We start from the raw sequence: 13780 nt of genomic DNA on the forward strand, positions 1-13780 counted from the left end.
GTCGGACCTCAGATGACCCCGTGCGTGGGCGGCGCTGTGTGATGGAGCAGGGCCCGCCCGATGTGCTGATATTTCCAACGCACCGGGTCATGCAGGGTGTGGGTGCGCGCGTTACGCCAGAAGTGATCGAGTCCGAGGTCAGCGCCCGCACTGCGAGTCCCCGACACCTCGAACAATGCCGAGGACACCTCGTTGGCCGCGCGGTCGGCGACGACCTTTGCCGTCGCCACCGCGATCGAGGCTGCGGCGGCGGCCTGTCCCGCTCTGCGGGCCGACGTGCTGACCGTGGCATCGACCACCGTTCCGGCGGCCGTCAGAGTTGCTTCTGCTGCGGTCACCTCGACCGCGAGTTCGCCGAAGCGCTGGATCAACAGCGGGTCGTCGATGGCGTTGTCGACACCTGCCTCGAACCAGGGCCGGCTCTTGGTACGGGCGAATTCCGCTGCGGCCGACAATGCGCCGCGAGCGATACCCGCATCGATGGCGACGTGCAGTAGCTGCGCGAAGGCGCCGTACCCGCTCGGGGCGCCCACGGCCCTGGACCTGGTCACCAGTTGGTCACCGCGGACGGACACGCCCTCGAACGTGATCGTGCCGCTTCCCGTGGTGCGCTGCCCGATTCCGTTCCAGTCGTCGATGATGCGGATCCCCGCAGCATCGGCGGGGATGAATGCCACGTATTCGCCGTCGGGCAGACCGGTCTTGCCTTCCGGATCGTCGAGTCGTGTCAGGACCGCGAGGGTGTGCGCGTACAGCGAGCCCGTGCAGTAGAACTTCGACCCGTCCAGGCGCAGGCCGCCGTTGTGGGGGCGGATCGAGGTTGCGATGTCCGCGACGGTCTTGCCCGTCCGCTCGGACTGTGCGTTCGCAATCCTGCTGCCACCCAACACATCTTCGAACAATTCCCGCTGCTGTGGTGGCTCGGCGGCCAGCCGGAGCAGGTTCAGGTACACGAAATGGCTGTGCGGGATCTGAGCGATGTTGGGGTCGGCGGTGGCGAGGATCCGCACGACCTCGGCGACGACGCTCGGAGGGAGGTCGGCGCCGCCGAACCGGGCAGGCACGGTGATCGCCAGCAGGCCGCTGGCCGAGAGCTGATCGATCTCCTTGTAGGGGAGTTTGCGGTCCCGGTCGCGTGCTGCGGCCCCGGTGGCGAAGTGATGCGCGAGGTCTCGTGCGACCGAGAGGGCCTGCTCCGCAGAGTCGATACGTGCCGCGATGGCAGTGCTCACGGTGCTCCGACGCCGGCAGCGGTGTCGGCCGCCTCCAGTTCGCGGACGAGGGGCAGGACCTTGGCACCGAAGTACTCGATCTCTTCCTGGAAGTGCAGGAAGCCGCCGAGGATGAGGTCGACGCCGAGACGTTTGTAGGCGACGATACGTTCGGCGATCTGCTCCGGGGTGCCGATCAGCTGGGTCTTGAAACCGTCGTTGTACTGCACGAGATCTTCGAACTTCGAATCTGCCCACATGCCCTTGCCGTCGGATGCTGACGCGCCCGCCTGCTGAACGGCGTCCCGGAAACCTTCGACCGCAGGGCGGTTCGCCTTCTCGATGATCTCCCGCAGGGTGTCGTGGGCCTCGGCTTCGGTGTCGCGCGCGATGATGAACCCGTTCAACCCGAACTTGACCTCGCGGCTGTGCGCCCGGGCGACCGCCCGTAGGTCGTCGACCTGTTCGGTGACGCCGTCGAAGTCTTTTCCGTTCGAGAAGTACCAGTCGGAGAACCGGCCACCGTTGTTGCGGGCGGCCGTCGAGTTGCCGCCCTGAAAGATCTCTGGATTGGGGCGCTCGAGGGTGTTCAGCGGCTTGGGCTTGAGGGTGAAGTCACGGATCCGGTAGAAGTCGCCGGCGAACTCGACGTTGTCCTCGGTCCAGATCTTGCGGATCACCTCGATGAATTCCGCACTGCGACGGTATCTTTCATCGTGTTCGAGCCACGGCTCGCCGAGTGCCTTGAATTCGCCGGAGAACCAGCCCGACACGACGTTGATGGCGAACCGGCCATTCGACAGATGGTCGGCGGTGGCACCGAACTTGGCGAGTACCGCCGGATGCCAGAGCCCCGGGTGGATCGCGGCGATGACTTTCAGCTTCTCGGTCGCACCCAACAGGGCCAGGCTGAACGACGTCGACTCGTGCTGGAACTCGGCGCCGTACGAGGCCATGTAGCGCACCTGTGAGAGCGCGTACTCGAAGCCGTTCTTCTCCGCGGTCTGGGCGAGCTTTTTGTTGTACTCGAAGTCCCAGCTGGTCCGCTGCTCGATCTTGCTGGTCACCAGCCCCCCACTGACGTTGGGAACCCAGTAGGCGAACTTGATCTCGTCCGAGATTTTTTCAGTGGTCATGGTTGTGCTCCAGGGTGTTCGGCGCTGATCAGGATGCGCTGGCGGGTGTGAGTGAAGGCAGGAAGGCGCCGCGGACGGGCTCGGCGGCCCGGTCGTCGGCGTCGAGGAGTCCACGTTGGATCAATCTCGGCCGCACTCCCTCCCCGAAGTGATAGGCCTCCTCGACGTGCGGGTATCCGGACAGGATGAAGTGGTCGAGTCCGAGGTCGGCGTACTCCGCGATCCGGTCGGCGACCTCGTCGTGCGATCCGACCAGAGCAGTTCCCGCGCCACCGCGGACCAGTCCGACACCCGTCCACAGGTTCGGGTAGATCTCCAAGGAGCGGGCGTCGGTACCGGCACTGAAGGCGCTCCCGCCGCCGTGCAGCTCGCGCATCCGGCGTTGTCCCTCGGACTCCGACCTGGCGAGATTCTGCTGAGCCTGTGCGACGACCTGCGGGTCCAGGGCCCCGATGAGTCGATCGGCCTCGGCCCAGGCCTGCTCGGAGGTGTCGCGGGAGATGACGTGGAGCCGGATCCCGTAGGTCAGTTCGCGCCCCTCTGCAGCGGCCAATCTGCGGATCCAGTTCAACTTCTCGGCGACGGCGTCGGGCTTTTCGCCCCACGTCAGATAGGTGTCCGCAAACTTCGATGCGACGGCACCGGCAGCGGGAGAGGAGCCTCCGAAGAACACCGGGGGCAGAGGATCTGGTTTACGCGCTAGTTGTGCGCCTTCGACGCGCAGGTGGCGGCCGACGAAGTCGACCGGCTCTTCGCGGGTCCACAGCTGACGAATGATGTCGAGGAACTCGCCGCAGCGTTCGTACCGTGCCTCTTTGGACAGGAAGTCGCCGAAAGCCCTCTGCTCGGACGATTCGCCGCCGGTGACGACATTGAGGAGAAGTCGACCTTTGGACTGCCACTGATAGGTCGAGGCCATCTGGGCAGCGAGCGTCGGGCTCGTCAGCCCCGGCCGGAGAGCGACCAGGAATTTCAGTGTGTCGGTCGTCTCGAGCAGCATCGCGGTCGAGAGCCAGGCGTCTTCGCACCAGAGTCCGGTGGGGGTGAGGACGGCTTCGAAGCCGTTGACCTCGGCGGCACCGGCCAGCTGGTTCAGATAACGCAGGTCAGCGGGGCGATCGCCGGACATGTTGGATCCGTGACCACCAGCCATCAGATTCCGTGAGTCGCCGTACGTCGGCAGGAACCAGTGGAAATGCAGTGACACAGGCAGCCCTTCGGTTGAATCGGGGAATTGCCCTCAGTGTGGGTGGCTTTCGCGCCGCGTTCCCAGGGTTCAGATCGCGGTGATTCCAAGTCGCCGGTGAGATCCGCGCGGCGGCTATTCTCGCCGGTGAACGCCTCTGTGACGGGCGTTCAGCTCTCCGGGTCTGCTTGGTGTCCGCGTTGCACGGACTCTCGAACCGCTGCTAGGTTGGCGTTCATGACGAGCACAGGCCACTACATCCCGGAGGTCACCTACATGACCACCGCTCTGGGATGTCGTCTGCCGTTCGCTCGCGTCCTCTGTTGTCGAATGTCCTGATCCGAATCCGCCGCGCTCGCGGCATTCCGTTCTGACATCTCCCGCCTGGCCATTTCTGTGGTCCCGGCGCGACAACTCGACGAGGACTCTCGATGACTGCCACACTTGATCACCGCATAGCTACAACCACCCGTCCGTCCGCGACCCGTCCAACGGGCTCTCGTATCGCCGCGCCTGCTCGTCCTGCTCGTCCGCTGGGTGTCCCCAGCCCGAAAAAGGCTGTCAAGATCCATATCGCCACCCCGCAGCTGCACCTGTCGACCAAACCGGCGGCAGTGGTCTTGCGAGCTGCACGCCTGCACGGCCCGGTCTTCCGTGACGCGGCGTCCAGCGCTTCGGGTCTGAGTATCTCGACGGTCAACCGGCAGGTCAGCGCCCTTCTCAAGGTGGGTCTGCTGCGTGAGCGCGCCGACCTCGCACCCGCCGGCGCGATCGGCCGTCCGCGGCTGCCGTTCGAGTTGAACACCGCCGAGTTCTTGACCGTCGGTATCCATATCGGCCTCAAGGTCACCTCCATCACCACCCACGACCTCTTCCATCGGGTGGTCGGCGCCATCCAGATCCCCACCCCGATCGCCGACAGCCCGGAGCAGACGCTGACGGCCATCGGGCTCAGCGCGAAGCGTTTCCTGTCGCGGTGGCAGAACAAGAAGGTTCTGTGGGCAGGCGTCGCACTCGCCGGCCGGGTGGACAAGGCCGGTCGCGTCAGTCACTCCCGCCTCGGATGGCAGTCGGCACCCGTCGGAGAGGTTCTTGCCTCTGTCATCGGACTGCCGATCTCCGTTGCCTCGCACGTCGAGGCGATGGCTGCAGCCGAACTGCTGCTCAATCCCCAGGCCGAGCTCCTGGTGGATCCGGGCCAAGAGGGTGGCAGCTTCGTCTACTTCTACGCTCGCGAAACGGTCGGCATCGCCTTCACCGTCGGCGGCAGCGTCTACACCCCCACCGCCGGCCCGCCGGAGATCGGCCACTTCCCGGTCGGTCGCACCGAACTCCTCGATCCGCACGGCACTGGCCGGCTCGAACCCACCGTCAGCGACACCGGCATCGTCGACGCCGCCATCGCAGCAGGTCTGGCGATCGAGTCGGTGGACGACGTCCACCAGCTGGCAGCGGCGGGCGATGAGATCTCCCGCGCCATCCTCGACGAGCGCGCTCGGCTCCTGGGCAAGGCGGTCGGCCTGATCGCTGACATCTTCAACCCGGATCACGTGGTCCTCGGCGGGCAGGCGTTCACCGACGCCCCGTCGACCCTGCCGATCGTCGCCCAGGCCGTCCGCGAGACCTCGGTCGCCGAGCGCCGCGACGTCCGGGTATCGCGCTCGGGCGCCACGGTCCAGCAGCAAGCTGCTGGTGCGGTGTCACTCGACGCGATCTACAGTGACCCGGTAGAGGCTCTGTCCAGGACGGCATAGTTCGACACAAAAGCACACGCTCCAGTCAAAAGCACACGTCGCGACGTGTGCTTTTGACTGAAGCGTGTGCTTTTGCAGTGGGTCCGTCAGTCAGTTGTTCTTTTGTGATACGCCCGCAAGGCGAACGGCGCGAAAATCAAGGTCAGCGCTATCGACCACAGCACCGTCGAGAGCTCGGGGTTCTGCAGCGGCCATGGGGCGTCGGCCGGAGCCGCCGGCCCGTTGCCCCAGAGTTCACGCATCGACTGCACGAGTGACGAGATCGGATTCCACTCTGCGATCGCGCGCAGCCAACTCGGCATCGGCTCTGTGGGCACAAACGCGTTGGACAGGAACGTGATCGGGAACAGCAGGGTGAACATTACCCCGTTCACCGCCTCCGGTGATCGCATCACCGATCCGATGAGGATGCCGAACCAGATCATGGCGAAGCCGAAGAGCAGCACCAGCGCGAAGGCGAGGACTGCTTTCGCGAAGCCCTCGTTGATGCGCCAGCCGATGAGCAGTCCGGTGAGCGCCATGACCACGATTCCGATGGACGAGTGGATCAGCGCTGCCACGGATCGTCCGACCAGTACCGAGGAACGTGCCATCGGCAGTGACCGGAAGCGGTCGATGATGCCCTTCTCGAGATCGTTGGTCAGACCCAGAGCGACGATGAACGCCGAGAACGCGATGGTCTGTCCCATGATCCCGGGCAGCAGCCATTCCTTGTAATCGAAGCCGTCGCCCGGACTGATGGACGCGCCGAAGACGTATGCGAACAGCAGCACGAACATGATCGGCTGCACCGTCACGTCCGAGAGCATCTCAGGCTGACGTTTGGTGTGAATCAGGTTGCGGCGCACCATCACCAGTGACTCGCGCACTATGTCTGGTTTGCCGATCGCCGATCGCGGCGTTGCCTTTGTCGCTCCGGCGTTGCTGGTTGTGGTGGTCATGACTTGTTCTCCTCGGCGTCTGCGGCTGCGTCGGCGTCTTCAGCTCGGTGCCCGGTGAGGGAGAGGAAGACGTCATCCAGGCTTGGGCGGGTGAGTCCGATGTCGTCGACAGCGATTTCGCTGCGTTCGAAGATCCCGGCGATCTTGGTGAGATCGGCGATGCCGTCGGCGCTCGCTGTCAGCTGTCGCTGCGACTCGTCGACGAAGACCTCTCCGCTGTTCTCCCGCAGGAGCCGGGTCGCCTCGGGTAGATCCTCGGCGGCGGAGACGGTCAGAACGAGACTGGCCTTGCCTGCTTGTTCCTTGAGCTGCAACGGGGTACCGGCTGCGATGATCTTGCCCTTGTCGATGACGACGATGTTGTCAGCCAGTTGGTCGGCTTCTTCGAGATATTGGGTGGTCAGTAGCAGGGTGGTGCCGTGGCTCACGAGCGATTTGAGCACGTCCCAGAGTTCCTGCCGGCTTCGCGGGTCGAGACCTGTCGTCGGTTCGTCGAGAAACAGCACTGGCGGTGAGGCCAGCAGGCTGACGGCGAGATCGAGTCGGCGGCGCATACCGCCCGAGTAGGTCTTGACCACTCGGTCGGCGGCGTCGGTGAGCGAGAACTGTTCGAGAAGTCGGTCACCTGCGGCGCGGACCTCTTTGCGGGGCAAGCCGTACAGGCTGCCGATCATCCAGAGGTTCTCGCGGCCGGTGAGTAACTCGTCGACGGTGGCGGCCTGCCCGGTCAGGCCCATACTGCTCCGGACCAGGTCGGGATTCTCTGTCACGTCGTACCCCGCGATGCGGGCCGTACCCGAGGTGGGCAGGCTCAGCGTGGTCATCATCCGGACGATTGTGGTCTTGCCCGCGCCGTTGGGGCCGAGCAGACCCAGCACCGAGCCCGGCGGGACGGTGAAACTCACTCCGTCGACGGCTCGGACGCCGTCGAACTCTTTGACCAGGTCGATGGCCTCGATGGCGTATTCGGTGGTGACTGCGGTGGAAGTCATGGGGCTTACCGTAGCGACCGAGTCGGACATCGGGCCAGCAGTTTTATTGCTGAGCGTTGACACGTTGTTCTCCTAGTTGCATTCGAGGTCTGATCGCGTCGGATCTGTCGTAGGAAAGTCGTCGGCTGTTCATCTGTTGATCGTTCCGTCATCCTCCGAGTTCAAGTGAACTTGAAGTCAAGAGCTGGCCCGCCCCACTTTTCCTTCTGTCGTCGAACGGACGGAGAATCCGACGGGCCGAGGGCAAATCAGGGAACCTGCTGCAGTTTGATCTGTGCGCCCCACGGATCGCTGATCGTCGCGAGTCGTCCGTACGGGGTATCGGTCGGAGCGTCGACGACGGTGCCGCCGAGTTCGCCGACCCGCGTGGCTGTTGCGTCGGCATCGGCCACGCCGATGTAGATCGACCAGTGGCTCGGGACCTCCGCGGGCAGGAAGCCGCTGCCGTCCATGATCCCGGCGTATCCCTCACCCGGAGCGGTGTCGGGCAGGCTCAACTGGGCGTACCGGAACTCGTCGGTGTCGCTGAGCGTCACGATCTGTCTGCCGGTAGCCGCCGGGTAGAAGTCGACCGCTTTCGCGAAGTCGGTGGTGAGCAGCTCGAAGTAGCAGGGCGCTCCCGCCTCCATGTACAGCTGAAATCCCCTGTGTTCGCGGGGTTCCCAGAAACCGAAGACGGCGCCGTGACCGTTGTGGCCACCGTTGGCCCCCGGGTCGCTGCCCGGGTCCATGACGATCGCCATCGTCCCTTGGCCTGGGATCTCCATCGGCGGGACAAAGACGCTCCCGCCGGAGGTCGACACCTGCTTGACGGTGGCCTCGATGTCCGGCGTCTGGAAGTACGTGCACCAGAAGTCGGGCACGTCCGGGCTCTGTTTCGGTCCCAGGCCCGCGACGAGTTTGTCCTGGTGGGTGAACTGTGAATAGCCACCCATCTGCTCGTCCGGCTCGGTTCGGTCCCACCCGAACAGGTCGCCGTAGAAGGTGGCGGCGCGGTCCGGCTCGGTGCTGGACAGATCGATCCAGACGGCGACGCCGTCGGGATGGGAGTCGATGGCTGGCATGGCGGGCTCCTTGTGGTGGTTCGAAAAGGTCGTCACAGGCATAGACCAGGGTCGGTCTCGGAACTCATCGCAGCGCATCGACTCGAGCGTGTTCTCCGCGGATGCGGCTACTCTCCCTTGACACAGCCGCATCAGCGGTCAATCCTCAACAGGTGAGTGAAGTGCGAATTCGGCAGGCGGCCGAGCTCCTGGGAATCAGCGACGACACGGTCCGGCGATTGATCGCTGGAAACCAGCTGCGTTCCCATACCGACGACAGTGGCAGGCAGGTCGTTGACGGTGCGGATCTCGCGCGGCTGGCCGGGGAGCGCGCGCCCGCATTCTCCAGCGCCGACGCACCGGTCGTGCGGTCGGCCCGCAACCGTTTCGTCGGGCTGGTCACCGAGGTGAAGTCGGATCTGGTGATGAGCCAGGTGACAATGCAGTGCGGTCCCTTCGAGGTCACGTCTTTGATGAGCACCGACGCCGTTCGGGAGCTCGACCTCAAACCCGGGTCGGTGGCCACGGCCGTCGTCAAAGCGACCAATGTGATCGTCGAGACCAGGTCACTCGGATGAAGTCCAGGATCTTCGCGGCGCTCGTGCTCACGGCGGTGCTGATGGTGACGGCCTGTTCGTCGACCAGCGAGGGGGAACGGTCGGCGGAGAATGGGAACATCACGCTCACGGTGTTCGCGGCTGCATCGTTGAAGAAGAGTTTTACCGAGCTCGCCGAGCGCTTCTACACCGACAACCCTGATGTCGAGGTGAAGTTCAACTTCGACGGCTCGCAGGTACTTGCGACTCAGGTCGAGCAGGGTGCGAACGTCGACGTGTTGGCCACCGCCGATGAGAAGAACATGGACAAGCTCGGTGAGCAGATCGCCGACCCGCAGATCTTCGCGACCAACGTCCTGACGATCATCACCCAGCCCGGCAATCCCAAGAACATCCAGAGTCTCGGCGATCTCGAGAAGTTCGATGTGAGCACGGTGGTCTGCGCGGTCGAGGTGCCGTGTGGAAGCGCCACCGCGAAGGTGGAAGAGAGTTCCGGAGTCGATATCAAGCCGGTCAGTGAGGAGACTGCGGTGACCGGCGTGCTCACCAAAGTGCAGACCAGGCAGGCCGACGCCGGTCTCGTCTACGTCACCGACGCTGTGGGAGCCGGTGATGCGGTGACCTCGGTGTCCGACCCCGCTTTCGCTGCGGTGGTCAACCGATATCCGATCGGTGTGGTCGCAGCGACGAAGAATCGCGCTGCGGCGCAGCGGTTCGTCGACATGGTGCTCGGCCCCGAGGGCAGTGCGTTGCTCTCGGCCCAGGGCTTCGGTGCCGCGAATTGAAAAACTCGGGATCCGCGCTGAAAGCGGTTCCGGCCTGGCTCTACCTGCCGGCCGCGATCGGTGTGGCGCTGGTTCTGCTACCGCCGATCGCGTTGGCGGTGAACACCCCGTGGGATGACTTCTGGGGCAACATCACCTCCGAATCTTCGGTCGACGCCCTCGAACTGAGCTTGCGGACCGCGGCGATCAGTACGGTGTTGTGCATTGTGCTGGGAGTTCCGATGGCCATCGTTTTCGCCCGGCGCACCGGTATGCCGATCCGGGTGTTGCGTTCGGTCGTGCTGCTGCCGCTGGTCCTGCCGCCGGTGGTCGGTGGCATCGGATTGCTTTATGCTTTCGGGAAATTCGGCCTGGTCGGTGAACCCCTGGCCGCAATCGGTATCGACATAGCGTTCTCGACGACCGCGGTCATCTTGGCCCAGACCTTTGTCGCATTACCTTTTCTGGTGATCAGCCTCGAAGGTGCGCTGCGCAGCATCGGCAGTCGCTACGAGCAGGTTGCCGCAACCCTCGGTGCGTCACCGACCCGGACCCTGTGGAAAGTGACCATGCCCCTGGTGTTCCCGGCGCTGCTGTCGGGCATGGTCCTTGCGTTCGCCCGGGCGCTGGGTGAGTTCGGCGCGACGATCACCTTCGCGGGCAACCTGCAGGGTGTCACCCAGACGGCGCCGCTGGCCATCTACGTCGAGTCGATCAGTGAGCCGGAACAGGCGCTGCCGCTGTCCATCGTCCTGGTGATTGTGGCGTTGCTGGTGGTGATCGCGGTGCATCTGCGCGACTCGACGCGGACGGCGACCCTGTGAGCGGGGATCTCGTCGCTGAACTCGTCAGCGAAGTGCCGTTCCTCGAGCTGAGCATTCAGATACCGCAGGGGCAGACCGTTGCGATCCTCGGTCCGAATGGTGCCGGTAAGAGCACGCTGATGAACATGCTTGCCGGACTGCTGCGGCCCGAGTCCGGCTCGATCGCGGTGGGGGAGCGAGAACTCGTCGGATCGACAACGTTTGTGCCACCGCACAAACGCGGGATAGCGATGCTCTCACAACAAGGCATGCTGTTTCCGCATCTGACCGTTGCTCAGAACGTGGCCTTTGCCCCGGCCGCCGCGCACCTGTCGCGCGTCGAGGTGCGCTCTCGAACGAAGCGATGGCTGGACGCGGTCGATGCGACAGACTTGGCTGACCGCAAACCGGGGCAGCTGTCGGGTGGCCAATCGCAGCGGGTCGCGCTGGCCCGGGCGCTGGCAGCGGATCCCGATCTGCTGCTGCTCGATGAACCCTTCAGCGCGCTGGATGTGGATGTGGTGCATCGCATCCGGTCGATGCTGCGTCGCATTCTGCTTGATCGCACGCGCACGACCTTGCTGGTGACCCACGACATCGCCGACGCGGTGACGCTCGCAGATTCGGCGATCATTCTCGGCGAAGGAAAGATTGTCGCCCAGGGGCCTGTGCGAGAGCTTCTGGCCAGTCCGGTGAATCAATTCGCCGCGCAGCTGGCAGGTCTGAACCTGATCAGTGGTCGCTGGTCGGGCGGGGTACTGGAGTCCGGCAGGTTCGCCATCGCGGGGATGGTCGATGAGACGCCGGCCGCGGGTGCATCCGCGATGGCCGCATTTTCGCCACGCGCGGTGGCCGTGTACCGGGAACCTCCTTCGGGGAGTCCGCGTAACGTTGTCAAAGGTGTTGTGGTGCAGGTGGTGCCGCAGGGAGATTTGGCCCGGGTCGACTGTCTGGTCGGCGATGGTGTGGTCACCGCGGCGATCACCTGGGCCGCAGTGAGCGAACTCGGACTGGTCGCCGACGACGAGGTGGCTCTCGTGATCAAGGCGACAGAGGTCACGGTTTATCCAGCGAGATAGATCCTGCAGACAAATGCACACCGTTCAGTCACAAACACACGTTCAAACATGTGATTGTGACTGAACGGTGTGCTTTTGTTGGGTCAGGCTTTCTTGTTCGCCTCGAGCACGCTTGCGCGTAGCCGTTTGTAGCCTCGCACGTGCAGGCTGCCTATCGATTTGAGGAAGAAGCGGTCGTCGCCGTCGATCGCAGTCCCCAGTTCGGTATCGGCGAGGACCGTGCCGGGTCGGGCGGAGCTGGTCAACCTGGCTGCGATGTTGACCGGTTCGCCGAAGACGTCGCCGAGCCTGGTCAGGACGGTGCCGTAGGCGATGCCGACACGCAGCGGTGGGAGTCCGTGCTCGTCGGAAAGTTGTTGCAGCGTAAGGGCCATGTCGGCCGCTGCCGTGGGATCTTCGACCTCGAACATCACGGCGTCGCCGAGGGTCTTCACCACCCGGCCGCCACGCGAGGTGATCACCAGGTAGGCGTTCGTCTCGAACGTCTCGAGCAGACCGTCGAGTTCGTCCATCCCGATCTTGCGCGACAGGCTCGTGTATCCGACTATGTCGACGAAACCGACAGCAAGAGTGCGGTTCACACCATCAGTGGTCGCCAGTGCGTTCTGCAGCGCGGACGCGAGGTGGCGGCGCCAGACCAGGGTCTGCACCCGCTGCACGGCGTTCAGCATCGTCTCGAGATCTGGACTGTCGCCGCTCCGGATGCGATCGGCCATGTTATTGGCCTCCCAGTCCGCAAGCCGCGACATCGTCTGGCCGAGGGCGCGGGCCATCGCGATCTCGAACTCCGGTGGCTGTCCCTCGTCGAGACCCCGGACCAGTTGCAGCGCCTGCACGTCGTCGGCGGTGAAGAGTTTGTCGTCGCCGTCCATCGTGAAGCCGAACGCCGACCAGACCCGCCGTGCGTGGTCTTCTGAGATGTTCAGGGCTGCGGTCATGTCTTCGAGCGTGAAAAGTCGCTCGCCGCCGAGTAACTGCGACTCGATGGTCTCGGCACTGATATCGGGCGGGCTGATATCGGGCTGGTCGCTCACGAGAGTGCGAGCCCCGCCTGAGTGTTCGGTGCGGCCTCGGGTAGTCCGAGAACGCCTTTCATCAGGTATGCCAGCAGGGCCGGCATATCTGGCCTGCTCCAGTTTCGCCGCAAGCGCATGGCGTCGTTGGCGATTGTCAGTGCTGCGTGCACGGTCACCGCGGCCTCCGGGGTCGGTAGGTCGGTCTCGATCTGCTCGACCAGGTTCACCCAGCGTCCCACGTACCGGCGCTGATAGGTGATGAGATCGCCATTGTCGAAGCCTTCGAGCACGCTGCGACTGTTGAAGGACACCGACAGATCGGGTGTCGACGTCAACACCTGGACGTACGAGTCCACGAGCAGCGCCAGCAGCGACGCCGGGTCGGAGGCCACGGAGTATGCCGCGATGGCGCTGGCTTCGAGGCGGTTCGCGCTTCGTTGACTGATGCCGATGAGAATCGCTTGCTTACTCGGAAAGTGTTTGTAGACACTCGGTCCGGTGATGCCCACCGCCTCGCCGATCTCGTCGACACCCACGGTGGCGAAACCGCGCTGCTGAAACAGTGCCGCGGCGGCATCGAGGATCTCGTCCCGGCGACCCGACGGTTCGGCCATCGCCCGGGGCATCGGGGGGATGGCGACGGCGTGCTCGGGGGTCAGCTCGACGACCCGGGCCACGAGTTTGACCAACTGGGCGACGGCCCTCGACGTGGAGATCCTCGTCCGGTGTACCGACACGCTGCCGTTGACGCTGAGGATCGACCATGCCAATTGGTCGATGTCGCGAGCGGACAGGTCGGTGCGGTGGGCGAACACCGCGCCCGACCATCGATGCAGCACCTTTCGGGTGCGCCGGGCGACCTCATCGTTCTGGTCGGGGGTCAGATGGGCCGTGGACCAGCGCCACAGCGCCGCGGAACGCGGGTTGGTCACACCGAGCGCGCACAGTTTCTCGATGGCCTTGTCGATCGGGATCTCCCCGTTGTCGGCGGGGGCCAGTGCGGTGTCGGTGCACTTCTCGATGTCCTCGACGCCGGACATCACCGCGGCATAGAGAATTGCCTGTTTGTCGACGAAGTGCCGGTAGATCGACGGTCCGGTCACGCCTGCGGCCTTCGCGATGTCCGCCACCGAGACATGGTCGTATCCGCGCGCCAGGAAGAGCTCGGCAGCACGGTCGGTGAGCTGGTGTTTGCGGTCGGCCGGGCGGCTGTGACGCTGCGTCCGCTGGCCGCCCGCGACGTCGGAGTTCGAGGACATTGTGAATCAACCCTAGCGCATGATCGACGTGCGCAATGC

At 64.6% G+C, this 13780-nt stretch carries 13 protein-coding genes; 5 read left to right on the forward strand and 8 right to left on the reverse strand.

Annotated elements, in window-relative coordinates; genetic code table 11:
• Positions 1 to 8: 8 nt before the first annotated feature.
• The 3 genes from DFR67_RS10435 to DFR67_RS10445 are packed head-to-tail and all read right to left on the reverse strand — an operon-like array spanning position 9 to position 3554.
• Complete coding sequence (locus DFR67_RS10435) at positions 9 to 1232, reverse strand: SfnB family sulfur acquisition oxidoreductase (protein ID WP_110469449.1); 1224 nt, start codon at positions 1230 to 1232, stop codon at positions 9 to 11.
• Entirely contained in the window at positions 1229 to 2347 is a 1119-nt protein-coding gene (sfnG, locus tag DFR67_RS10440; protein ID WP_110469450.1) for a dimethylsulfone monooxygenase SfnG, read from the reverse strand. Before sfnG ends, DFR67_RS10435 begins: the two co-directional genes overlap by 4 nt.
• Before the next feature lie 28 nt (positions 2348 to 2375).
• Positions 2376 to 3554, reverse strand: a complete 1179-nt coding sequence (locus tag DFR67_RS10445) for an LLM class flavin-dependent oxidoreductase (RefSeq protein ID WP_110469451.1) — start codon at positions 3552 to 3554, stop codon at positions 2376 to 2378.
• 410 nt (positions 3555 to 3964) lie between these two features.
• On the opposite strand from DFR67_RS10445, the gene DFR67_RS10450 reads away from it, so the two are divergent.
• Positions 3965 to 5287: an ROK family protein gene (locus DFR67_RS10450; RefSeq protein ID WP_110469452.1), complete on the forward strand. Its 1323-nt coding sequence runs from the start codon at positions 3965 to 3967 to the stop codon at positions 5285 to 5287.
• 86 nt (positions 5288 to 5373) lie between these two features.
• Here the strand turns inward: DFR67_RS10450 and DFR67_RS10455 are convergent, their stop codons facing one another.
• The 3 genes from DFR67_RS10455 to DFR67_RS10465 form a co-directional block, all read right to left on the reverse strand.
• Positions 5374 to 6228, reverse strand: coding sequence for an ABC transporter permease (locus DFR67_RS10455; protein WP_110469453.1), 855 nt, complete (start codon positions 6226 to 6228; stop codon positions 5374 to 5376).
• Entirely contained in the window at positions 6225 to 7220 is a 996-nt protein-coding gene (locus tag DFR67_RS10460; RefSeq protein ID WP_110469454.1) for an ATP-binding cassette domain-containing protein, read from the reverse strand. The genes DFR67_RS10455 and DFR67_RS10460 overlap by 4 nt, the downstream gene beginning before the upstream one ends.
• A gap of 248 nt (positions 7221 to 7468) precedes the next feature.
• Positions 7469 to 8284, reverse strand: a complete 816-nt coding sequence (locus DFR67_RS10465) for a VOC family protein (protein ID WP_110469564.1) — start codon at positions 8282 to 8284, stop codon at positions 7469 to 7471.
• Positions 8285 to 8436: 152 nt separating this feature from the next.
• On the opposite strand from DFR67_RS10465, the gene DFR67_RS10470 reads away from it, so the two are divergent.
• The 4 genes from DFR67_RS10470 to DFR67_RS10485 are packed head-to-tail and all read left to right on the forward strand — an operon-like array spanning position 8437 to position 11466.
• The gene (locus tag DFR67_RS10470) at positions 8437 to 8841 is read left to right on the forward strand and encodes a TOBE domain-containing protein (RefSeq protein WP_110469565.1); all 405 of its coding nucleotides are present in this window, start codon (positions 8437 to 8439) and stop codon (positions 8839 to 8841) included.
• Positions 8838 to 9605, forward strand: a complete 768-nt coding sequence (gene modA, locus DFR67_RS10475; RefSeq protein WP_110469455.1) for a molybdate ABC transporter substrate-binding protein — start codon at positions 8838 to 8840, stop codon at positions 9603 to 9605. Before DFR67_RS10470 ends, modA begins: the two co-directional genes overlap by 4 nt.
• Positions 9602 to 10408: an ABC transporter permease gene (locus DFR67_RS10480; protein WP_110469456.1), complete on the forward strand. Its 807-nt coding sequence runs from the start codon at positions 9602 to 9604 to the stop codon at positions 10406 to 10408. Before modA ends, DFR67_RS10480 begins: the two co-directional genes overlap by 4 nt.
• On the forward strand, positions 10405 to 11466 hold the full coding sequence (locus DFR67_RS10485; protein WP_110469457.1) for a sulfate/molybdate ABC transporter ATP-binding protein: 1062 nt from the start codon (positions 10405 to 10407) through the stop codon (positions 11464 to 11466). Before DFR67_RS10480 ends, DFR67_RS10485 begins: the two co-directional genes overlap by 4 nt.
• A gap of 83 nt (positions 11467 to 11549) precedes the next feature.
• Here DFR67_RS10485 and DFR67_RS10490 read toward each other — a convergent pair whose 3' ends face one another.
• Positions 11550 to 12500, reverse strand: a complete 951-nt coding sequence (locus DFR67_RS10490; RefSeq protein WP_211324995.1) for an adenylate/guanylate cyclase domain-containing protein — start codon at positions 12498 to 12500, stop codon at positions 11550 to 11552.
• Positions 12497 to 13741, reverse strand: a complete 1245-nt coding sequence (locus tag DFR67_RS10495) for a TetR/AcrR family transcriptional regulator (RefSeq protein WP_110469458.1) — start codon at positions 13739 to 13741, stop codon at positions 12497 to 12499. The genes DFR67_RS10490 and DFR67_RS10495 overlap by 4 nt, the downstream gene beginning before the upstream one ends.
• Between the last annotated feature and the right edge of the window lie 39 nt (positions 13742 to 13780).

The sequence above is a fragment of the Williamsia limnetica genome, from assembly GCF_003217475.1.
GTDB classification, from domain to species: Bacteria; Actinomycetota; Actinomycetes; order Mycobacteriales; family Mycobacteriaceae; genus Williamsia; species Williamsia limnetica.